Here is a 21,209-nt window from a genome sequence, read left to right as displayed (position 1 = left end):
ATAAGCCGCGTCAAATAACACGGCTTATTCACTTTTTAAGGCATCAACTTAGCTATCAAGCGCTAATTGCTGGGCCAAACCGATATAACGACGAGGTGTGAGTTCAAGCAACGATTGCTTCGCCTCAGTAGGCAAATCCAAACCTTGAATAAAGCCCCGCAACGCCTCTTGCGTAATGCCTTTTCCACGAGTTAGCTCTTTAAGCTGTTCATAGGGGTTAGGCAAACCAAAGCGACGCATCACCGTTTGTACGGGCTCGGCTAAAACTTCCCAACACGCATCAATATCCGCATCGATGGCATCCGCGTTGAGTTCTAATTTTGCTAAACCACGCAAACACGAATCGTAAGCGACCATGCTGTAACCTAAACCTACGCCCAGATTACGCAATACCGTAGAGTCAGTTAAGTCTCGCTGCCAGCGCGAAATCGGCAGCTTCTCGGATAAGTGGCGTAACATTGCGTTGGCCAGACCTAGATTTCCTTCCGAGTTTTCAAAATCGATGGGGTTTACTTTATGTGGCATGGTTGAAGAGCCAATTTCGCCCTCTTTCAGACGCTGCTTAAAGTAGCCCATAGCAATATAGCCCCAAATATCACGATTAAAATCAAGCAAAATCGTATTGGCGCGACCAACGGCATCAAAAAATGCGGCCATCCAATCATGTGGCTCAATTTGAATGGTTAAGGGGTTTTGTGTTAGACCCAAACCGTTCAGCACATTTTTACTGAACTCAGGCCAATTCACATCAGGGTAAGCAGACAAGTGTGCATTGTAATTACCCGTGGCACCATTTAACTTCGCCAACGGCTCAACCTGAGCAATCGCATCAATCGCTCGCTGTAATCGATACGCCACGTTAGCAAACTCTTTACCCATGGTGGTCGGACTAGCTGGCTGACCGTGCGTACGAGATAGCAATGGCTGATCGGCAAACTGCTTGGCATAACTACGAATCGCATCAAGCACCGCGTTTAACTGTGGCAACACCACGTATTCACGCGTACGGGTAAGCATTAGCGCGTGCGAGGTATTGTTGATGTCTTCAGAGGTGCAGGCAAAGTGTATGAATTCTGCTGCTTGCTGTAACGCAGGATCGTCTGCCACTTGCTCTTTTAACCAGTACTCAACCGCTTTCACGTCATGGTTAGTGACTTTTTCAATTTCCTTTATACGCTGTGCGTCACGTTCAGAGAAATTCGTTACTAATTGCGTAAGCGTCGCTTCTGCCTTCGCATCAAAAGAAGCCAATTCTGGCAATCCCGCTTTAGACAGACCAATAAGCCAGGCCACCTCGACCTCAACACGGTGAGCCATAAAAGCTGCCTCGGAAAGTAAGCCACGTAACGAGTCACAACGGCTTGCATAGCGGCCATCCAAGGGGGATAGCGCATTAAGTGCGGTTAATTGTTCTGCGATTTGCATTAGACTAAATTGAGAAAGAGAAATAAAAAAGCGAAACCCTATTCTACCATCGCGCCCACCCAACACGAGCCGCTACGTAAAAACAGAGAGTGATACACCTAGCGGCAAGACAAATCATGCTTAACTCTGTAGATAAGGTAGAATTTTCATACCCCCACCTTGATTAGGAGGCTGCACATGTATACCTATGCTTTAACGGATGAAGGTAAAAATGCCGTCCAACAGTTTGTGCTCGAACATGGCTTGCCTGACCTTAACGTGAACGCCTATTTTGCTGCCGCTGAAGTGGAAGCCGATAATTTTAATGTGGGAGAAAACGAAGCCCCTCAACTAAGCATTGACGCCAACTGTAGCAAAGACGGTCTAGAGCATCATTTATTTTTAGATCGAAATTGGTATGTGGCTCGCCCCATTAGTGAAGCTCAAGAATAAACAACCATCTGGGGTAACTCGGGGCATCCTTCCCTGAGTTACCGCACCGCTACCTAAAGCATTTTGGTTAAGCAAGTTATTCGCTGAAATTCGTAAAATCACAGCTTATTAACCACACTCTTATTCATCAATTGTTAACTGTATGCTTAAACAGCCCAATTTAGGGGTAAAAGCAACGCTACCTGCTATACTTTTTGTTGGCAATTAACAATACTCATCTATGAAACTCCTAGGTTCACTCACCAGCCCATACGTTCGCAAAGTGCGAGTAGTGATGGCCGAAAAAAAGCTCGATTACGAATTAGTACTCGAAGACGTGTGGGCCGACGATTCAGAAATTCAACAACACAATCCGATAGGCAAGGTTCCTTGTCTCATCATGGACGACTACGGTAGTTTGTTTGATTCCCGCGTTATCGTCGAATACTTAGACACCCTATCGCCTGTTGGACGGCTACTACCCCAGTCGGGTAGAGAGCGGGCCGCAACGAAGTGTTGGGAAGCTCTAGCTGATGGCATTCTGGACGCCTCGGTCGCTATCTTTATCGAATTACACCGTCGCCCTGCCGAGCTACGAAGCTCAACATGGATTAAACGCCAAGAAAGTAAAATTCATGCCTCGTTAGCACACATGGAAGAAGCGCTTGGTGAGCAAGCCTTTTGTATGGGCATAAGCTTTACTTTAGCTGACGTCGCCGTCGGCTGTGCCCTAGGCTACATCGACCTACGTTTTCCTGAAATCGATTGGCGCAGCCAACATCCGAATCTAAAGCGTCTAAACGAAAAGCTTCAAGAGCGCCCATCCTTTCAAGGCACCGCTGCCCCCACAAGCTAAAACAGCACGTACGTAATAAAAAAAGCTACCATATAGTATAGGTAGCTTTTTTCAATTACACCGTTCTACGTCGTTCTAACGTATGATTCCGCCGCCTAGGCAGATATCCCCATCGTATAACACCGCTGACTGTCCCGGCGTGACCGCCCATTGGGATTCGCTAAACTGCAGCTCAAAACCCTCTGCATTAGACTGCATCAATCGACAAGCAGCATCCGCTTGTCGATAGCGTGTTTTAGCGGCGTAATCGCCCAATGCTGGCGACTGCCCGTCAATCCAACTAATGTCTTCGGCCTTTAACTGCGTTGTTAGCAGCCAAGGGTGGTCATGACCTTGGACGGCATATAAGGTGTTGTTAGCCAGATCTTTACGCGCAGCATACCAAGCATCTGCCGTGCCATCCGCTCGTTGTTGACCTTTGACACCTCCGATGCCAAGACCTTTACGCTGGCCATAAGTATGAAACGCCAAGCCCACGTGTTGACCGATAACTTGGCCTTCTGGCGTCTTGATAGGCCCTGGTTGCGTGGGCAAATAGCGATTCAAAAACTCCCTAAAAGGACGCTCGCCAATAAAGCAGATTCCGGTCGAGTCTTTCTTTGCGGCATTGGGTAGCGCTAGCTCTTCTGCAATACGACGCACCTGCGTTTTGGGCAACTCGCCGAGCGGAAACAACGTGCGGGACAATTGCTCTTGATTCAATCGGTGTAGAAAATAACTTTGGTCTTTACTTGTGTCCACACCTTTAAGAAGCTGATATCGCGTACTTCCCGACTTGGCTTGAACAGACCGAACACGAGCGTAATGCCCCGTCGCAATAAAATCAGCGCCCAACGTCATAGCATGATCTAAAAACGCTTTAAACTTAATTTCAGCATTACACAACACATCGGGGTTAGGCGTACGGCCGGCCGAATACTCACGCAAAAACTCGGCAAAGACACGTTCTTTATAATCCGTCGCAAAATTCACCGCATCAATATCAACGCCGACGAGATCAGCAACGCTTACCGCATCAAGCCAATCTTGTCGCGACGAGCAGTATTCACTATCGTCATCGTCTTCCCAGTTCTTCATGAATACCCCGAGCACGTCGTAACCCTGCTGTTTCAGCAGCCACGCACTGACCGACGAATCCACGCCACCTGACATGCCGACAATGACACGTCCTTTACTTTGAGAAGAACCAGACATAACGATAGTTAACAATACAAAAATAAAAGAGCCATCACTTAAATGAGTGATGGCTTAATACACATTTACATCATAGCGCCTGAGCGCTGAGCTGCCTACTACGTAGACAAAAGCCCGCGCCGCTAGACACTACCAGATTACGCAGCGACGCTAGCATGTTGACGTCTGACCTGTACCGCTTTCGCTAAACGCTCAAGCACAGCAACGGAATCGTCCCAACCGATGCACCCATCGGTAATACTTTGACCGTATGTCAGTTTTTGTCCGGCCGTAAGGTCTTGCTTTCCTTCAACCAAATGGCTCTCTACCATAACGCCGAACACACGCTCGTCACCCGCTTCGATCTGAGTGCAAACCTCTTCGATGACCTGCGGCTGACGTCGGTAATCTTTATTACTATTGGCGTGGCTTGAGTCAATCATAATGCGTGGTAGCAAACCTGCCGCTTCCATTTCTTTACCGGTTTTATCAACGCTTTCTGCATCGTGGTTAGGCGCCTTACCACCACGTAGAATAATGTGACAGTCGGCGTTACCACCCGTGGAAACAATCGCAGAATGACCGCCCTTGGTCACGGACAAGAAGTGATGCGATGACGCTGCGGCTTTAATCGCATCAACAGCGATGCGCGTACTTCCACCCGTGCCATTCTTAAACCCGACTGGGCAGGATAAACCCGACGCTAGCTCGCGGTGTACTTGGCTTTCGGTGGTACGGGCCCCAATAGCACCCCAAGAAACCAAATCAGCAATATACTGAGGGGTAATCATGTCAAGAAACTCGCAACCCGCCGGTAAACCCAGTGAGTTAACTTCAAGCAACAACTCCCGTGCGGTACGTAAGCCCTGATTGATATTAAAACTACCATCTAAATTAGGGTCGTTAATAAGGCCTTTCCAACCTACAGTGGTACGGGGTTTCTCAAAGTACACGCGCATGATGATAATTAGCTCGTCGCTAAAACGATCACGCTCGGCCAATAACCGCTTTGCATACTCGATGGCCGCTTTAGGGTCATGAATAGAACAAGGCCCGATGACCACAACCAAACGGTCATCTTTGGCATGTAAAACCTCGTGAACAGCGCGACGAGTGTCGTGCACTGTTTTTGCCACGTCTGTCGAACACGGAAACTCACGCATCACGTGCGCGGGTGGACTTAGCTCTTTAATTTCCCTGATACGTAGATCATCAGTATTGTGCGACACGATTCAACTCCAGTAGGTTTGTGCCAGTTTTGCGGTAATGCGGCACAAAAAAAGCCGCCCTGCTTTGCTGGCGGCTTTTTTAGGATTTCGTTTACTATTTTGCGTATGTACGATTCATCCCTTCCTGCGCCAGCGGCCTTGGAAAAGCAAAAAAGTAAAAGAAAAAATAAACTTGTTTGGTGTACATAGGTACCCATGCTAGCACAGCACCCAAGGTACCGCAAGCAGATTCAATGCTTTTCAAGCCGCTTTCGCTATCAGCCTAGCAACGGCTATTGAAGTCGCAAACACAATAGTTTGAAACAATATGATTTGTCTCATAATAATATGGCGTAGTATCATTAACTCACCAAATCATTCGTGTGCTAATGATTTTCGCTGTATATATTTATAAAAGGACAACCATGCGTCTCAACACCTTTTCGTCAACACTGACCGCTATTGCCGCCGCTAGCTTGTTGACCGTAGCGGGAGCCGCCCACTCTGCATCATTAGAAGAGATTCAAAACCGAGGTTCAGTGCGCATTGCAGTCGCTAATGAAATTCCTTATGGCTATATGGATTTAGAAGGCAATGCCAAAGGGGCAGGCCCAGACGTCGCTAAAGCCATCATGAAAAATCTCGGCATTGATCGCATTGAGTGGTCCACCACAAACTTTGGTTCGTTAATTCCCGGCCTTCAGGCCAACCGCTTTGATATGGTAGCCGCCGAAATGGCCATACTGCCCGAGCGCTGTAAGCAGGTGCTTTACTCCGAACCAAACAGCTCTTACGGAGAGGGCCTAATGGTTGCTGAGGGCAACCCCAAAAACATTCACGCTTATGAAGACTTTAGCGACAGCGATTACACCGTCGCCATCATGGCCGGTGCTGATCAGCTAGAAATGATGCAAGCCTTAGGTGTGGACGAAAGCCGCATGGTCACCATCGCGAATAATGCCGATGCCATTTCTACGGTATCCACAGGCCGTGCGGATGCTTACGCAGCGACCAGCTTAACCGCTAGCGAGCTCGCCTCCAAGAGCGACAAGGTCGAAATCGCAGCGAACTTTAAAGACCCTGTCATTGACGGCGAAGCCATACGAAGCTGGGGGGGCTTTGCATTCTCGCAGGGCTCCGAAAGTTTTAGAGACGCTGTGAATGAAGAGCTTGTTAAGTTTAAGCAAACTGAAGAATGGAAAGACATCTTAGCGGGCTACGGTTTCACTGATGCTGACTTAGAAGCGTCTCCTACCCGTACAACCAGTCAACTTTGCGAAGGCTAAATTACGCTTTGTACGTAAATCTCATCCCCTACTAGGTCACTAGTAGGGGATGAATTCTCCCCAATTACTCTTACAAAATGAGTTTAAGACGGGGATACGGCGGATACAGTTATGGACTGGATGAATTACAGCGGCCCGTTATTAAGCGGCGCCTGGGTCACGATCAAGTTGACCGTTTACTCAAGTATTTTTGGCACAATAATCGCCTTTATGTTCGGTGTAGGGAAGCTGTCGCCGAACTGGTTGGTTAAGTCGTTCTCAATCGCCTTTATTGAAGTCTTCCGAGGCACCTCGTTACTCGTACAACTATTTTGGCTTTTCTTCGCTTTGCCAGTATTAGGCCAAAGTATCGGGATAGATTTGCGTCTTCCTCCGGTGGTGGCAGGAACACTGGCATTAAGTCTTAATATTGGCGCCTACGGCGCGGAGGTCGTCAGAGGAGCGATTCAAGCGGTTCCCGCTTCACAGCTTGAAGCCGCTCAAGCTTTAGACTTCACGCCAAGGCAAACCATGTGGCGCATTTCTGTTCCGCAAGCTATACCCGAAATGATGCCCAGCTTTGGGAATCTGGCGGTACAGAATCTAAAGGACACCGCTCTGGTTTCCTTGATTAGCTTGGGTGATTTGGCCTTTAGAGCCGAACAGATACGAAACTACACCCAAGACAGCACCACCATCTACACCCTTTTACTCTTCATGTATTTCGGAATGGCTTTGGTATTAACGGCCTTCATGAAGACCCTTGAACGACTAACTGGGCGTTGGCGCGCTGGACGGAGCTAATTATGCTATTTGGTTATGCATGGGACACCAGCAATAATTGGGCATTTGCCGTCTCGATACTACCCATTTTATTACGCGGATTAATCGTTACCATACAAGCAACACTGCTCGGTTTTGTTGTTGCCGCTGTATTAGGATTAATTCTAGCGGGCCTGAAAAGCGTGCGTTTTAAGATCATCTCGTGGCCGGCTCGGTTTTTAACTGAGTTCATTCGCGATACCCCTTTACTCGTGCAATTATTTTTTCTCTATTATGTACTTCCCGATTACGGCCTAGTTCTACCCGCCTTTTTAACCGGTGCCCTCGCCCTAGGCGTTCAATACAGTGCGTATACCTCCGAGGTTTACCGAGCAGGTATTGAGTCCATCACGCGAGGTCAAACCGAAGCCGCCCATGCTTTAGATTTATCACCGCTGCGCACCTTCGGTATTGTTATCCTCCCGCAGGCTATACCTCGAATCGTTCCCGCATTGGGTAATTATTTAGTCTCCATCATGAAGGATGTGCCGATTTTATCGGTAGTGTCGGTGTTAGAGGTCTTAAATGTCGCCAAAATCATTGGCGATCGTACCTTCAATTACATGGTGCCGCTCTCTATGGTGGGCGGCCTCTATCTGATTCTGACCTTAGTCGCATCGTGGGGCGTGCGCTATTTAGATACAAGGCTACCCAAACAAGGAATACCACTACGATGAATACCGAGCAAAGCCACGACGAGGCAATTATAAAATTCGACAATGTCACCAAAAAGTTTGGTGACATTACGGTGCTTGATGGCTTAGATTTTCAAGTTAGTCGCGGCGAGAAAGTCACGATTATTGGCCCTTCAGGTTCAGGAAAATCGACGGTCTTACGCATACTCATGACCCTAGAAAACATACAGGATGGCGTAATTTGGGTGGCTGGTAAGCCACTGTGGCATGAGCTGAAAAATGATGAGCTGGTCGCTGCCAGCGAGGGGCATCTACGCACGATGCGTAAAGAAATGGGGATGGTGTTCCAGCAGTTTAATCTTTTTCCGCATATGACGGTGAAGCGCAACGTGACCGAAGCCCCTATACACGTGCTGGGACTGAGTAAAGAAAAAGCGAATAAACGCGCAGACGAATATCTGGAGCTTGTAGGGCTATCCGATCAAGCCGATAAGTTTCCCAGTCAACTATCTGGGGGTCAACAGCAACGCGTAGCCATTGCTCGCGCCTTAGCCATGCAGCCCAACATTCTACTCTTTGACGAGCCGACTTCGGCTCTGGACCCAGAGCTCGTTGGGGAAGTATTAAGCGTCATTCAACGTCTAAGCAAAAAACATGACTTAACCATATTATTGGTCACCCATGAAATGCAGTTTGCCAAAGAAATCTCTGATCGTATTTGTTTCTTTGATAAGGGAAAAATCGTTGAAGATGGAAGCCCTGAGCAAATATTCGTCACACCGCAGGAAGAGCGCACTAAAGAGTTTTTAAGCAACTTCATCGTGCAAAATAACGGCCATTGATTCGAGCTCTCTCGTCTCGCTGATAGCCTGATAAAAAAAAAACGCCCTCTTAGTACTTACTAAGAGAGCGTTTTTTATGTGTAACTACGCTGTGATATTGCCGATTACGACACAAGCTCTCCGGCGCGCTTTAGCACCTCGAAACCCTCTCGGGTTGCAATATGCTCTGGCCGCGGATCGAGACCGTACTTTGGCTCTTGCAGCACATTTTCTACACTGTTATAAACCGTAAATACGTTAGCACGTGGCCACGGCGACAGGTTTCCTGTCGAGGCGTGCATGGTATTGCAATCAAAGAATACCACCGAGCCTGCTTTTGCACACACGGGGTGAAGGCCTCCGTTATCCACCAATAACTTAAGGCTAAGGGGGTCAGGAACCCCCACCTCTTGTTTCTTCAACGAGCGCTCGTAGTTGTTCCTCGGCGTAATGCCTTCACACGCAATAAACTGCTTATGCGATCCAGGCACCAACATCAAAGGACCATTACACGCGTTGTTATCGGTTAATAATAACGAACAACTTAAGGCTCTCATGGTGGGCATACCGTCTTCAACATGCCACGTTTCAAAATCTGAGTGCCAATAAAACTCTTTGCCATTCAAACCGGGTTTCAAGTTGACTCGAGACTGGTGGATATAAACTTCAGACCCCAGTATTTGTCTCGCCACGTCTAAAACCCGAGGGTCTCGCACCAACTCTTTAATTTTCTCACTTAACTTATGCACGAGAAAAATCGAGCGCAATGCGTTTCCGTTAGGTTCGGTGACTAATTCAGCACGGCCTTGTAGACGCTCATCCTTACCGAGTCTGTCGACCTCAGCAAGTAATTCATCCACTTCCGCCGCACTAAATAACTCTTCCATCACAAGAAAACCGTTATTTTCGTAACTGGTCAGTTGCTCGGTTGTGAGCGCCTGAACATAAGTGCCATCCTCATATACCGTCGGCTCTTGGCGAGCGATGATCGCTGACCCGCGTTCGGTTCTCGATACATATAAGTCTGCAATCGAGGTATTCATGATTCGACTCCTTTAATTTGCTGTACTTTCATCCATTACTAATGGATACACCCCTTCTGCGTCATGGACTTCAAGTCCGGTTAAAGGGGGATTGAATACACAAATCACACGCAAAGGCTCTTTTCCACCGCGTAACCAGTGTTCATCATTCTCGTTAAGAGCGTAAACCACACCTGCGTGTAGATCGTATTTTTTACCGTCGGCAATGGTTTCGATTTCGCCATCGCCCTCGATGCACCACACTGCTTCAAGATGATTTTGATAATGTATGTGCGTTTCGGTACCCGGAAAAATGGTGGTTTCATGAAACGAAAAACCCATACCATCTTTCTTTAACAATACCCGACGGCTAACCCAGTTATCCGTACGCATTTCATCTTTGGTACCAATCACATCTTTTACATTTCTAACAATCATTTTCCTGCTCCTGCAATTTTCACAACCTTCTTTCGACTTTGTTGGTCTAAGGCATAACCAACGCTTTGCTCAATCACTTCTAAACCATGCTGCAGTTCCTGATCACTAATCGTTAGCGCAGGCAATAGCTTCAACACTTCGTCATTCGCGCCTGATGTTTCGATTACCAAGCCTTTCTGGAAGCACTGAGCACTAATCACAGACGCTAAACCCGATCGCGCTGGGGTTACCAAGCCCTGAATCAAGCCTCGCCCACGTGCATTAAAACCAGCATCGGGATAGCTATGAACAATGTTTTCTAACCAGTCACCAACGATGGCTGCTTTCGCTTGCGTTTGCTCTTTAAAAGCGTCATCACTCCAGTATTTATCCAATGCATGAGCCGCGGTAACAAAAGCCAGATTATTCCCTCTGAACGTACCACTATGCGCTCCAGGTTTCCACTGGTCTAGCTCGGGCTTAATCAGCACAAGCGACATTGGTAAGCCAAATCCAGATAGTGATTTTGACAAGGTAATGATGTCAGGCTGAATATCCATTTCATCGAAGCTGAAAAAGCTTCCTGTACGCCCACACCCTACCTGAATATCGTCCACGATAAGTAACATGTCATGACGACGGCAGAGGCGTTGTAGCTCTTGCATCCATGCGCGAGTGGCTACATTCACCCCACCTTCGCCCTGCACGGTTTCCACGATAACGGCCGCCGGATGGTCTAAACCGCTACTTGGGTCTTCCAGCATACGCTCGAAGTACGCCAAGGTATTGACGTCGGGGCCCATGTAGCCATCGTAGGGAAGAAAGGTCGTGTTAGACAGACCCGTGCCTGCTGCGGTACGAAACTTTCGATTGGCAGTAGCGGCTAGCGCACCTGCACTTACGCCATGAAAACCATGGGTAAAGGAAACAATATTTTGTCGCCCTTTAACCTGTCTCGCCAATTTCAATGCGGCTTCGACAGCGTTAGTACCGGTAGGCCCGGTAAACTGTAAGATATATTCCCAATTGCGGGGCTTAAACAGACGGCGCTCTACGGTTTCCAGAAAGTACTTTTTAGCGCTGGTGGCCATATCCAAACCATGCACAACCCCATCAGAACTTAGGTATTCAATAACCTTTTCTTTAAGATGTGAGTTGTTATGACCGTAGTTTAAGGTTCCAGCGCCACTGAAAAAGTCCACATACTCTTTGCCTTGTTCATCAAAAAGTATGGAACCTTTGGCCTTCTTAAACACAACGGGAAACGAACGGATATAGCCTCGAACTTCAGACTCCATTCTGTCAAATATTTTTAAATCAGTCATTTTTCTCTCTCCTTCCTTGAACACAACTTCCCTCCGAATACACTTTTCCGCACGAAAGCTGAGTTCTCTTCATTTACATTAAAAATAGAACCGAGCAGTAACCCACTACAAGTCGTGCGAAAAGGGTCCGATCCGAAGCAAAGGTTCGTCTGCGTGTGTCTGCTCACCAAAGTGATGCGACTGAAACAGAACACCCTCATCAAGTTGCGTATTAAGTTGACGCGCTACGTTATTAAACATAGAACGAGATGCTTGATTTTCGGGACTGACAGTTGTTTCTAAATATTGAATAGACTTTAGGCTCGAACGGTCGAGCAAATGATGCAACATACGTTGCCCCAAACGCTGCCCTCGCGCATCGGAATGCACGGCTACTTGCCAAATGAATAGCACGTTAGGCTGATTGGGAAGAATGTATGCAGAGATGAAGCCTACAAGGCTGTCTTGATGCTCGGCCACTACGCAGGTTTCTGCGAAATGTTCGGCTAAAAGCAAGTATGCGTAAACTGAATTTACGTCGAGTGGTGGGCACTCTGAGATTAACTGATGTATTCGTGCCCCATCGTCGGCGATGGGAGCACGAAATATCAGCGGGTCTTCTGGTTCAGAATCACCATTTCTCGGTTTTTCTGTTTTATGTTGTGGCTTCTTGAATATGAGGTTTTTCACACTACTAACCCAGATTCAGGAGGAACACTCCCGACCGGGACCTCCAATATCGGTGAAACAGTATCTGAGGCCTCTGTGGCCATTTCAGAGTCTGAATCTATTAATCGAACGATACGTTCTAACGATAACGTGATGGTAGCTTGTTCTAGCTCCGGCAAGTTATTCAACGCATCAGCGAGTTGTTTCTGCAGGGGCGATGGCGTCTCTGAAGCCAACGTCTTACCTGCAGGCGTAGCAGTAATAAACACAATACGTCGATCTTCGCGGCCACGCTCACGAACGATAAGCTCTTTGTCTTCGAGACGATCCAGAATACCAACGACAGTGCTGGGACTGATGTGCATCTCGCGGCTAATCGCTGTCGCCGTTAATGGACCTTTCTCAATAACCGTACGCAAGCAAATAAGCTGGGGAGCCGTAATATTGCTGCCAGCGGCTAACTGCCGTGAATGCAAAGCAATAGAACGAGTAATTTTGCGTAAAGCGCGCAAAATGCGCAGATCGTATTCGTGCTCAGTGTTCATTTATCAGATAGGCATCCAAAACAAATCCAAATTAATTAGTACACTAATCATATGCCGTCGAATAATTAGTGTCAATAACGGTTTTTGATACAAAAAAAGGGACATCGTTACCGGATGCCCCTTTTTTACTACCTTATTTTCGCTCGTTACTGATTAAGCCGTCCCCCCGACGGTAAGCCCATCAATACGAATGGTCGGCATGCCTACACCCACCGGTACGCTTTGCCCTTCTTTGCCGCAAGTACCAACGCCCGAATCTAGCGCCATGTTGTTTCCAATCATGCTGACTCGGTTCAAGGCATCGAATCCATTACCAATTAATGTTGCTCCTTTTACAGGACGCACCAACTTACCGTTTTCTATTAACCACGCTTCTGAGGTAGAAAAGACGAACTTGCCGCTGGTGATATCGACCTGCCCACCAGCGAAATTAGCAGCGTAAATTCCATTTTTGACGGAAGCGATAATTTCATCATGCTCGTGCGTACCATCTAGCATGTAGGTATTTGTCATTCGAGGCATGGGAACATGAGCATAAGACTCGCGTCTACCATTGCCCGTCACCTTTGCATTCATAAAACGAGCATTACGACTATCTTGCAGATAACCTTTTAATATACCGTCTTCGATTAGCACGGTTTTCTGGGTTGGATTACCTTCATCATCAACGTTTAGTGAACCCCTGCGGTCGGCTAAGGTACCGTCATCAATGACCGTCACCCCTTTTGCTGCAACACGGTCACCAATACGACCGGCAAACACGCTAGAGCCTTTGTGGTTGAAGTCGGCCTCTAACCCATGCCCTACCGCTTCATGCAATAAGATACCAGGCCAACCTGAGCCTAATACGACCGTCATTTCACCTGCTGGTGCCGGCGTGGCCTCAAGCGATGTCAAGGCCGAATTGACAGCTAAGCTAACATAGCTATCGATCATGTCATCACTAAAGTAGGCCAAACCGTAGCGACCGCCGCCACCTGAACTGCCCACTTCGCGTCTACCATTACGCTCTACGATAACCGAGACAGATAGGCGAACTAAGGGACGCACATCAGCCACCAAACGCCCGTCACTGCCCACCACCATCATGACATCATATTCAGCCCCTAAGCCTGCCATCACCTGAATGACCGCTGGGTCTGCAGCACGGGCTTTCGCCTCGACTTTTTCCAGTAAAGCCACTTTTTCACTGGCACTTAAACTGTTTAGGGGATCCTGTTGTGGATACAACTGATGGGGTGTACTTGCCTTACCTTTTTGTCCATTAACACGTACCCGCTTAGTCGCACCTTGCCGACCAATGCTACGTACGACATGAGCTGATGAAAGCAAGGCCTCTTTGTTCAAAGCATCTGAATAAGCAAAAGCCGTTTTTTCACCGCTTAACGCCCTTACCCCAACGCCCTGTTCGATAGAAAAGCTACCCGCTTTAACAATGCCTTCTTCCAGACTCCACCCCTCGCTACGCGTATACTGAAAATAAAGATCCGCGTAGTCGACTTGATGTTCAAAAATTTCAGACATCGCCGTATCAAGGTCGCTTTCGCTTAACCCCCACGGCTCAAGCAATAACATTTTTGCGGTACCTAGGGCTTCAATAGCGGGGTTTGTGATGTTCATATATCCTAAATATCCTTAATGCTTCTACATCATTCGATGCTGTAATGCAGGTAAGCTCTGGCGCACCGAACGTAAATAACTTAACTCGACTTCACCAGCAGCATAACCCGAGCCTTCAGAGACGTTGTCAACAATATTGCCCCAAGGGTCAATTAACATAGAATGCCCCCAGGTACGCCGCCCGTTCTCATGTTTCCCACCCTGAGCCGGAGCCAACACGTAACACTGATTTTCTATAGCACGTGCACGCAACAATACCTCCCAGTGTGCCTGACCTGTGGTGTAAGTAAAGGCCGAGGGAATAATTAACAAATTAACATCCCCCATCGCTCGGAATAACTCCGGAAAGCGCAAGTCGTAACAGACGGCTAATCCAACACGTCCCAAAGGCGTGTCAAACACTTGTGGATGACACTCTCCAGGGCGAATGGTGCGAGACTCGTCATACGACTCGTCGTCTTTCTTAAAACTGAATAAATGAATTTTATCGTAACGGGCCACGCGCTCCCCCTGCGGGCCGTACACCAAAGCACTGTTATAAATTCGATTTAAATCGGGACTTTCAAGAGGCAATGTGCCACCAATTAACCAGATTTGATATTTACGAGCTTGTTCACTTAAAAATTGCTGCACTGGGCCTTCGCCATCTGACTCTAGATGGGCCAATTTATCTCGATCGCGTAAGCCCATAAAACAAAAATATTCAGGCAGCGCCAGTAACTTCGCCCCAGACTGCACTGCATTTTCGATTAAATTTTGTGCCTGACGTAAATTCTCATCTAAATCAGTTGAAGACACCATTTGCAAGGCAGCGACCTTAACTATCTTAGTTCTACTCAGTGTGTTTTTCACCGGTAAGTTGTCCTCGTTAGTTGTGCTCACAATAAATCAAAACTCTATTTTCAAGTTTCTAAAAATAGAGTTAAAATTAAATCAATGTGACGCCATAAATTAAGCACATACAGTAAATACCAATAACCGCAGATTTCACTAAGGAATTAATAATGCCACAAGAGTCGTTTACTTTAGAAAAGCAAAATATCGAAAAAGAAATTCTTAAGCTACAACGTAAAATGCGTACGCTAAAGACACGCCAACGGCGGCCCGTTATTAATTCGATTATCCGTTCTATGCTTGAGTACGACATCAGCATCGATGAAGTCACTGAAGCGTACAACCGTCGTGCCAAGCGCGAAGAGAAAGTAACGACAGCTCCTAAAGCTGCTTTACCTGCACGCTATAAAAATGCCGATACCGGAGACACATGGACAGGTCGTGGTCGCCCTCCCCGGTGGATTGTTGACGCTGAAGCCAAAGGCATTAAACGCGATAAGTTTCTAATTGAAAAATAATATCACACCTGATAACAAATGATTATCAATGGCGTAATCGTTAATTAGCGATTACGCTGAAAGGTTATCTCTCTGACCTCACCATTATTGCCGGGAAACTGATCAAAAACGGCCTGCGCTAAACCACTCATTACTTCCATCAAGTTATTTCCACCGCTTGAACTCGTAGCACTTGAGCGATACACCTCAGAATTATTCTGAGTGCTATCGTTAATAATTACGGTTAACCGGTATTCTTGATACTGCACCGGCACACTAACAATGCGGGGGCTGTAATAGATACCACCCCCAAAACCACCGTAATGGCCACCCCAAATCGAGCCAAATGGCCTCATGCCGTCAAAATACGGATCGTGGTAATGCTGAACCCACTCTTCCTTACGTTCAGAGCCGTAGCTAAGGTGCACGACAAATCGAGCGTCTTCTTTACCTTCCACTAAACCCGTGGCGCCTATCGCAGCACGCACGGTATCGGCAACAGACTCATACTCTAAATTGCCTAATTGGTTTTCCGTAGGCTGCAAACGATACCGCTCGCCAACCACGTTATCAGGCCAACGCTGATAGCTACTTACCTTGGCCGACCAACTACTTGACGCGCAACCTGACAGTAAAAAGGCCAGACTACCTAAAGCCAAGTAATAGCGCAGCGTTAAAAATGAGCGTTTAGTACCCAGTAACATAAGCGCTCCTTTATTGAAAATAAAAAGAAAATGGTTAAAACCATCATACGCCCAGCTTTGCAGACCAAACACATATTGGCTCAAACAGTTGCGCTAAGGCGACGTGAAGCTTTTATCTTTTATCACATTACAATAATAGCAACTTTATATATCAGCGATTAATCACTATGCGTACTGACACTGGCAGAACCACCATCCATCGCCAAGACTGGCAACCCTTTCCTTATTCCATTGAGCATTTTTCTCTGAATTTCGATTTAAGCCCGCAAACCACTACCGTCACAACACGATTCACCGCAATATCGAAGCAAGACCCCCCCCAGCCGCTGGTGCTGGATGGCGAGCAATTAACGCTGCTTAGTGTCAGTGTGAACGGAAAAGCACTTCAGGCAGATGAATACACGCTTAGTGAACAGGCTCTGACCCTTAATTTGCAGGCCGAGGAAAATCTCATTGAGATCGTCAATACGTGCAGCCCTATTCAAAACACGACCTTAATGGGCTTATACGTGTCGGGCGAACAGCTTTTCACCCAATGCGAACCTGAAGGCTTCAGACGAATTACTTGGTTTCCCGACCGCCCAGATGTGATGACTCGCTACCAAGTTAGCTTGGTTGCTGATAAAGACGCCTACCCCATCATGCTGTCGAATGGCAATTTATTGCGACACACTCTATTAGAAAATAATAAGCACCAAGTTATATGGGAAGATCCCTTTCCTAAACCGTCTTATCTTTTTGCTGTAGTCGCTGGCGATTTTGATTGCCAAGAACGCACCGTTCAAACCGCAAGCGGGCGCGACGTATTATTACAGGTTTATAGCGACAAAGGCGATGGCGCAAAAACCTTATGGGCCTTAGATAGTTTAGAGCGCTCGTTACGATGGGATGAAGAGCGTTTTGGATTAGAACTTGATTTAGACCGATACATGGTCGTAGCGGCTCACGACTTTAATATGGGCGCGATGGAAAACAAAGGCTTGAATGTCTTTAATGCCGCCTATGTGCTGGCAGACCCTCAAACCACGACCGATACCACGTATCGCGATATCGAAGCCGTTATCGGACACGAGTATTTTCACAACTGGTCTGGTAATCGTGTTACTTGCCGAGACTGGTTTCAATTATCGTTAAAAGAAGGCCTTACTGTTTTTAGAGAACAAGAGTTCTCTGCGGATATGCTGGCCGCCCAGTTGGACGCTGCTCAGGCCGACAGTGCTAAAGCTGTTAAACGCATTGATGACGTTAGCACGCTGCGTTTAGCGCAATTCCCCGAAGATGCCGGGCCCATGGCGCATCCGATACGGCCGGAAAGCTATGAAGAAATCAGTAATTTCTACACCGCCACAATTTATGAAAAAGGCGCTGAAGTCATACGCATGCAGCACACCTTACTTGGCGAAGCGCTTTTCCAACAAGGAATGCGCGAATACATACGTCGCCACGATGGTCAAGCCGTAACCTGCGATGATTTCATCGATGCCATGGACAGTGTTTATCAAGCAGAGAATCCAGGTAAAAGTCTTTCCATATTTAGACGGTGGTATTCCCAAGCGGGTACACCAAAGGTGATTGCCTCAACGCATTACGACCCAGCTACTCAACACTACACCGTTCACCTCACCCAACACAACGAAGTCGTCGGGATCGAACGGCTGCACGAGGGTTCGCTAAAGAAAGAACCATTATTGATACCCATTAAGATAGGCTTAATCGGACCTCAAGGGCGCGTGTTGAGCGCAACGCTAAATAATAAAACGTCAGACGAATTCTTATTGGAATTGGATACCTCAGAACAAACGTGGACATTCACACAGGTTGCTGAAGCGCCGGTTCTTTCTCTATTGCGCGATTTCTCGGCACCGGTGGACATCGAGATTAGCCGTAGCAATGACGATTTACAACTGCTGGCCGAACATGACTCCAATGCCTTTGGACGCTGGGAAGCGACCCAGTCGTTGATCAAAAGTACGATCTTAAATGCCGCACTGTCTACACAAAACCGTACAGAGGTAACGGCTCAACGCGATATTGTCGTTCAAGTCTTTGAGCGACTATTAAACGACGACGCGCTCTCGCCCGCTTTCCTCTCCCGAGCCCTCAATATTGCGGCCGTGCGTGAAATACAGAATCTGCACCATCCGATGCAACCTGTTGCGATTGCAAAAGCACGCCAAAGCCTACAGTCCTATCTAGGCACCGCCTTAGCTAAGCAGTGGCAAACTCGCTATCAGGAACTTCACGACCCTAACGAAAGCTACAGTCCTGACGCCGTCTCCTCAGGCCGACGCGCCTTAAAAAATCTGTGTTTACAGTATCTTGCCGCCGCACAAGTTACCGGTGCCTACGAGCTCGCTATACAGCAATATCACGAAGCTCAGAATATGACCGATCGCTTCGGTGCATTGCAGTCACTGGTGAACTTTTACGATGAAAGCCAAAGCGGCGAGGCCTGCGCCCACTTCTACGAGACGTGGCAGCATGATCCTTTAGTCGTGGATCGTTGGTTTACCTTACAGGCTTGCGCCCCCAGCACTACCGTAGACACCATCCAATCGCTCATGCTTCACCCCGCATTCACCTTGCGTAATCCGAACCGAACACGGGCGCTCATTTTCCAGTTCTGCAACAACAACAGCTTGGGAGTACACTCTGCTTCGGGCTATCAGTTCTGGGCAGAACAGGTCGTGGCTCTTGATAGCATCAACCCCGAAATTGCAGCACGTTTGGCTCGTACCTTTGATAATTGGTCGTATTATGACGCCCCCTATCGAGATCAGTTACATGACGCCATTCTGCACATACAAAAGAATGCCGTTTCTGCCAACGTGGCGGAAATCATAAATAAAGCACTCACACTTTGATTTTTCTGGAGCTCAAACCTTGAGAAAGAATTTAACGCAGTATCTTGTTGAGCAGCAGCGCCAAGATAACTCTATATCAGCCGACGTACGACTACTCATCGAAACCGTATCGCGTGCCTGCAGAACCATTGGTCATGCCGTCAGTAAAGGCGCTTTAGGCGATGTGCTAGGAAGCTTGTCCACAGAAAACGTACAAGGCGAAGTGCAGAAAAAACTTGATGTCTTGTCTAACGAGATTTTATTAGAGGCCAATGAATGGGGTGGGCACCTTGCCGCAATGGCTTCTGAAGAAATGGAAGATCTACACCCTATTCCCAAGCACTTACCCAAGGGTGAGTATCTTTTGTTATTTGACCCTTTAGACGGCTCATCTAACATTGATGTGAATGTCTCAATCGGGACCATATTCTCGGTATTGCGCTTACCTAACGATGCCAAAGATCGTGATATTCAAGAAAGCGACTTTTTGCAGGCGGGTGTTAAGCAAGTCGCAGCAGGCTATGCGGTATATGGCCCTCAAACCATGCTCATCCTTAGCCTAGGCGCAGGTGTTGTAGGCTTTACCCTCGATAAAGAAACTGGCGCTTGGTTACTAACACACGAAGACATTCGTATCCCCGAAGACACCAGTGAGTTTGCCATTAACATGTCAAACATGCGTCATTGGGAAGCCCCCGTGAAACGCTACATTGATGAGTGTCTAGCAGGTGTAGAAGGCTCATTGGGTAAAAATTACAATACCCGTTGGATCGCCTCTATGGTGGCTGATGTGCATCGTATTCTGACTCGCGGAGGCGTGTTCTTGTACCCTCGCGATCAACGTGAGTCGGTACGCCACGGTAAATTACGTCTGATGTACGAAGCAAACCCCATGAGCTTTTTAATTGAACAAGCTGGTGGTGCTGCCGTAGATGGAGCAAATCGTATTCTTGACGTACAGCCCACACATTTGCACCAACGCATCGGCGTAGTATTGGGCTCAAAAAATGAAGTAGAGCGTATTCAGCGCTACCATACTGAGTCATAAACGTACGTTTTTTTGCTAGGCCGTCTACTAATAATCGTTATGAATAGACGGCCAGCCGAACACCTACATTTTCAATCTTATTAATCAACAGTTAATACTGTTGCTCCTACCGTGCTACGTGATGCAAGAGTCTCTTGAGCTTTTGCAGCATCTTTCAGCGCATAGCGCTGTCCAATTTCCACTTTTATTTTCCCCGTTTTCAACAAGTCGAATACGTCTTCTGCTGCCGCTTGCATGGTCTCTAGCGTTGGCACGAAGGTGGAAAGTAATGGTCGTGTCACGTATAACGAACCATGCTGCGCCAGAATGCCCAAGTTAACGCCCGTAACGGGGCCAGATGCATTACCAAAACTGACCATTAAGCCTCTGGGTTGCAAGCACTTCAGTGAAGTTTCCCACGTGTCTTTACCGACACTGTCGTAAACCACAGGCACCATCTTACCGTCCGTTAGCTCACGCACCCGATCAATGACGTTTTCTTTACTGTAATTGATCACTTCCCATGCGCCATTCGCCTTAGCGGCTGCGGCCTTCTCTTCGCTGGACACTGTACCAATTAGCTTCACGCCGAGTGCTTTGGCCCACTGGCATGCGATGGAGCCTACACCACCCGCCGCTGCATGAAATAAAATCGTATCACCCGCCTTAAGTTGGTATACCTCGCGAAAAAGATACTGCACAGTCAAGCCTTTGAGCATGATCACCGCCGCGTCTTCGAAGCTGATCTCATCGGGTAGTTTTACCACGCGGTCACCGGGTATATTGCGGGCTTCAGAGTACGCTCCTAAGGGACCTTGACCATAAGCGACGCGATCGCCAACGTTGACATGATGCACCTCGCTACCGACGGCCTCGACAATGCCTGACGCCTCGAAACCCAAACCATGTGGCAACGTACTTGGATACAAACCGCTACGGCAGTAAATATCAATAAAGTTCAAACCGATGGCTTTGTGTCTGATGCACACCTCATTCGCCTTAGGCGCCTCAAGAGGGATAGACTGCCATTGCAATACTTCGGGCCCACCGTTTTCCTCTAAACGAATGGCCTTAACGCTTTGCTGCATAACCTTCTCCTTACTAACACTAA

The 21,209-nt window shown here is 47.6% G+C and carries 21 protein-coding genes; 9 read left to right on the top strand and 12 right to left on the bottom strand.

The genetic code is table 11. From position 1 onward, the window contains the following. Window positions 1–48: 48 nt before the first annotated feature. Window positions 49–1,425, bottom strand: a complete 1,377-nt coding sequence (purB, locus tag AC2UZI_RS06080; RefSeq protein WP_486942916.1) for an adenylosuccinate lyase — start codon at window positions 1,423–1,425, stop codon at window positions 49–51. Between the two features lie 177 nt (window positions 1,426–1,602). Here purB and AC2UZI_RS06075 point away from each other — a divergent pair, with 177 nt between their 5' ends. Together AC2UZI_RS06075 and AC2UZI_RS06070 are read left to right on the top strand one after the other, a co-directional pair. After that, the gene (locus AC2UZI_RS06075) at window positions 1,603–1,857 is read left to right on the top strand and encodes a hypothetical protein (RefSeq protein WP_486942915.1); all 255 of its coding nucleotides are present in this window, start codon (window positions 1,603–1,605) and stop codon (window positions 1,855–1,857) included. A gap of 220 nt (window positions 1,858–2,077) precedes the next feature. Then, the gene (locus AC2UZI_RS06070; RefSeq protein WP_486942914.1) at window positions 2,078–2,692 is read left to right on the top strand and encodes a glutathione S-transferase N-terminal domain-containing protein; all 615 of its coding nucleotides are present in this window, start codon (window positions 2,078–2,080) and stop codon (window positions 2,690–2,692) included. A 75-nt stretch (window positions 2,693–2,767) separates the two neighbouring features. Here AC2UZI_RS06070 and mnmA read toward each other — a convergent pair whose 3' ends face one another. Then, a complete protein-coding gene (gene mnmA / locus AC2UZI_RS06065; RefSeq protein WP_486942913.1) occupies window positions 2,768–3,886 on the bottom strand; it encodes a tRNA 2-thiouridine(34) synthase MnmA in 1,119 nt (372 codons plus the stop codon). A gap of 137 nt (window positions 3,887–4,023) precedes the next feature. Continuing rightward, the gene (aroG, locus tag AC2UZI_RS06060; RefSeq protein WP_486942912.1) at window positions 4,024–5,094 is read right to left on the bottom strand and encodes a 3-deoxy-7-phosphoheptulonate synthase AroG; all 1,071 of its coding nucleotides are present in this window, start codon (window positions 5,092–5,094) and stop codon (window positions 4,024–4,026) included. A gap of 404 nt (window positions 5,095–5,498) precedes the next feature. Here aroG and ehuB point away from each other — a divergent pair, with 404 nt between their 5' ends. From ehuB to ehuA, 4 genes are all read left to right on the top strand, one after another. Beyond that, window positions 5,499–6,359 (top strand): ectoine/hydroxyectoine ABC transporter substrate-binding protein EhuB, encoded by an 861-nt coding sequence (gene ehuB, locus AC2UZI_RS06055; RefSeq protein ID WP_486942911.1) that lies wholly within the window; start codon window positions 5,499–5,501, stop codon window positions 6,357–6,359. Window positions 6,360–6,470: 111 nt separating this feature from the next. Continuing rightward, window positions 6,471–7,142 (top strand): ectoine/hydroxyectoine ABC transporter permease subunit EhuC, encoded by a 672-nt coding sequence (ehuC, locus tag AC2UZI_RS06050; protein ID WP_486942910.1) that lies wholly within the window; start codon window positions 6,471–6,473, stop codon window positions 7,140–7,142. A 2-nt stretch (window positions 7,143–7,144) separates the two neighbouring features. Further along, window positions 7,145–7,837, top strand: coding sequence for an ectoine/hydroxyectoine ABC transporter permease subunit EhuD (gene ehuD, locus AC2UZI_RS06045; RefSeq protein ID WP_486942909.1), 693 nt, complete (start codon window positions 7,145–7,147; stop codon window positions 7,835–7,837). Then, on the top strand, window positions 7,834–8,637 hold the full coding sequence (ehuA, locus tag AC2UZI_RS06040; protein WP_486942908.1) for an ectoine/hydroxyectoine ABC transporter ATP-binding protein EhuA: 804 nt from the start codon (window positions 7,834–7,836) through the stop codon (window positions 8,635–8,637). Before ehuD ends, ehuA begins: the two co-directional genes overlap by 4 nt. 104 nt (window positions 8,638–8,741) lie before the next feature. Here ehuA and thpD read toward each other — a convergent pair whose 3' ends face one another. From thpD to AC2UZI_RS06005, 7 genes are all read right to left on the bottom strand, one after another. Then, window positions 8,742–9,659, bottom strand: a complete 918-nt coding sequence (gene thpD / locus AC2UZI_RS06035; RefSeq protein ID WP_486942907.1) for an ectoine hydroxylase — start codon at window positions 9,657–9,659, stop codon at window positions 8,742–8,744. Window positions 9,660–9,671: 12 nt separating this feature from the next. Then, window positions 9,672–10,076: an ectoine synthase gene (locus tag AC2UZI_RS06030; RefSeq protein WP_486942906.1), complete on the bottom strand. Its 405-nt coding sequence runs from the start codon at window positions 10,074–10,076 to the stop codon at window positions 9,672–9,674. Continuing rightward, the gene (gene ectB / locus AC2UZI_RS06025; RefSeq protein ID WP_486942905.1) at window positions 10,073–11,380 is read right to left on the bottom strand and encodes a diaminobutyrate--2-oxoglutarate transaminase; all 1,308 of its coding nucleotides are present in this window, start codon (window positions 11,378–11,380) and stop codon (window positions 10,073–10,075) included. The genes AC2UZI_RS06030 and ectB overlap by 4 nt, the downstream gene beginning before the upstream one ends. Window positions 11,381–11,485: 105 nt before the next feature. Next, complete coding sequence (ectA, locus tag AC2UZI_RS06020) at window positions 11,486–12,049, bottom strand: diaminobutyrate acetyltransferase (protein ID WP_486942904.1); 564 nt, start codon at window positions 12,047–12,049, stop codon at window positions 11,486–11,488. Further along, window positions 12,046–12,573, bottom strand: a complete 528-nt coding sequence (locus AC2UZI_RS06015; RefSeq protein WP_486942903.1) for a MarR family winged helix-turn-helix transcriptional regulator — start codon at window positions 12,571–12,573, stop codon at window positions 12,046–12,048. Before AC2UZI_RS06015 ends, ectA begins: the two co-directional genes overlap by 4 nt. A 153-nt stretch (window positions 12,574–12,726) precedes the next feature. Then, a complete protein-coding gene (gene tldD, locus AC2UZI_RS06010) occupies window positions 12,727–14,193 on the bottom strand; it encodes a metalloprotease TldD (RefSeq protein WP_486942902.1) in 1,467 nt (488 codons plus the stop codon). A gap of 24 nt (window positions 14,194–14,217) precedes the next feature. Continuing rightward, complete coding sequence (locus AC2UZI_RS06005; protein WP_486942901.1) at window positions 14,218–14,994, bottom strand: carbon-nitrogen hydrolase family protein; 777 nt, start codon at window positions 14,992–14,994, stop codon at window positions 14,218–14,220. A 203-nt stretch (window positions 14,995–15,197) separates the two neighbouring features. On the opposite strand from AC2UZI_RS06005, the gene AC2UZI_RS06000 reads away from it, so the two are divergent. Then, complete coding sequence (locus AC2UZI_RS06000) at window positions 15,198–15,545, top strand: H-NS histone family protein (protein WP_486942900.1); 348 nt, start codon at window positions 15,198–15,200, stop codon at window positions 15,543–15,545. Window positions 15,546–15,589: 44 nt separating this feature from the next. On the opposite strand, the gene AC2UZI_RS05995 is transcribed toward AC2UZI_RS06000, so the two are convergent. Next, window positions 15,590–16,228, bottom strand: coding sequence for a DUF4136 domain-containing protein (locus AC2UZI_RS05995; RefSeq protein ID WP_486942899.1), 639 nt, complete (start codon window positions 16,226–16,228; stop codon window positions 15,590–15,592). Window positions 16,229–16,395: 167 nt separating this feature from the next. On the opposite strand from AC2UZI_RS05995, the gene pepN reads away from it, so the two are divergent. After that, the gene (gene pepN, locus AC2UZI_RS05990) at window positions 16,396–19,092 is read left to right on the top strand and encodes an aminopeptidase N (protein ID WP_486942898.1); all 2,697 of its coding nucleotides are present in this window, start codon (window positions 16,396–16,398) and stop codon (window positions 19,090–19,092) included. A 19-nt stretch (window positions 19,093–19,111) separates the two neighbouring features. Continuing rightward, entirely contained in the window at window positions 19,112–20,119 is a 1,008-nt protein-coding gene (locus tag AC2UZI_RS05985) for a class 1 fructose-bisphosphatase (RefSeq protein WP_486942897.1), read from the top strand. Window positions 20,120–20,199: 80 nt separating this feature from the next. Here the strand turns inward: AC2UZI_RS05985 and AC2UZI_RS05980 are convergent, their stop codons facing one another. Next, window positions 20,200–21,186, bottom strand: a complete 987-nt coding sequence (locus tag AC2UZI_RS05980; RefSeq protein WP_486942896.1) for a quinone oxidoreductase family protein — start codon at window positions 21,184–21,186, stop codon at window positions 20,200–20,202. Window positions 21,187–21,209 lie beyond the last annotated feature (23 nt).

It is taken from the genome of Paenalcaligenes sp. DL 463, assembly GCF_057475185.1.
Note: the sequence above shows the minus strand (reverse complement) of the source record. Positions and strands in the feature narration are given on the sequence as shown.

Coding starts and splice junctions, on each gene's coding strand:
- purB (WP_486942916.1), bottom strand. CDS start 1,425: ATGCAAATCGCAGAACAATTAACCGCACTTAATGCGCTATCCCCCTTG.
- AC2UZI_RS06075 (WP_486942915.1), top strand. CDS start 1,603: ATGTATACCTATGCTTTAACGGATGAAGGTAAAAATGCCGTCCAACAG.
- AC2UZI_RS06070 (WP_486942914.1), top strand. CDS start 2,078: ATGAAACTCCTAGGTTCACTCACCAGCCCATACGTTCGCAAAGTGCGA.
- mnmA (WP_486942913.1), bottom strand. CDS start 3,886: ATGTCTGGTTCTTCTCAAAGTAAAGGACGTGTCATTGTCGGCATGTCA.
- ehuB (WP_486942911.1), top strand. CDS start 5,499: ATGCGTCTCAACACCTTTTCGTCAACACTGACCGCTATTGCCGCCGCT.
- ehuC (WP_486942910.1), top strand. CDS start 6,471: ATGGACTGGATGAATTACAGCGGCCCGTTATTAAGCGGCGCCTGGGTC.
- ehuD (WP_486942909.1), top strand. CDS start 7,145: ATGCTATTTGGTTATGCATGGGACACCAGCAATAATTGGGCATTTGCC.
- ehuA (WP_486942908.1), top strand. CDS start 7,834: ATGAATACCGAGCAAAGCCACGACGAGGCAATTATAAAATTCGACAAT.
- thpD (WP_486942907.1), bottom strand. CDS start 9,659: ATGAATACCTCGATTGCAGACTTATATGTATCGAGAACCGAACGCGGG.
- AC2UZI_RS06030 (WP_486942906.1), bottom strand. CDS start 10,076: ATGATTGTTAGAAATGTAAAAGATGTGATTGGTACCAAAGATGAAATG.
- ectB (WP_486942905.1), bottom strand. CDS start 11,380: ATGACTGATTTAAAAATATTTGACAGAATGGAGTCTGAAGTTCGAGGC.
- AC2UZI_RS06015 (WP_486942903.1), bottom strand. CDS start 12,573: ATGAACACTGAGCACGAATACGATCTGCGCATTTTGCGCGCTTTACGC.
- tldD (WP_486942902.1), bottom strand. CDS start 14,193: ATGAACATCACAAACCCCGCTATTGAAGCCCTAGGTACCGCAAAAATG.
- AC2UZI_RS06005 (WP_486942901.1), bottom strand. CDS start 14,994: ATGGTGTCTTCAACTGATTTAGATGAGAATTTACGTCAGGCACAAAAT.
- AC2UZI_RS06000 (WP_486942900.1), top strand. CDS start 15,198: ATGCCACAAGAGTCGTTTACTTTAGAAAAGCAAAATATCGAAAAAGAA.
- AC2UZI_RS05995 (WP_486942899.1), bottom strand. CDS start 16,228: ATGTTACTGGGTACTAAACGCTCATTTTTAACGCTGCGCTATTACTTG.
- pepN (WP_486942898.1), top strand. CDS start 16,396: ATGCGTACTGACACTGGCAGAACCACCATCCATCGCCAAGACTGGCAA.
- AC2UZI_RS05980 (WP_486942896.1), bottom strand. CDS start 21,186: ATGCAGCAAAGCGTTAAGGCCATTCGTTTAGAGGAAAACGGTGGGCCC.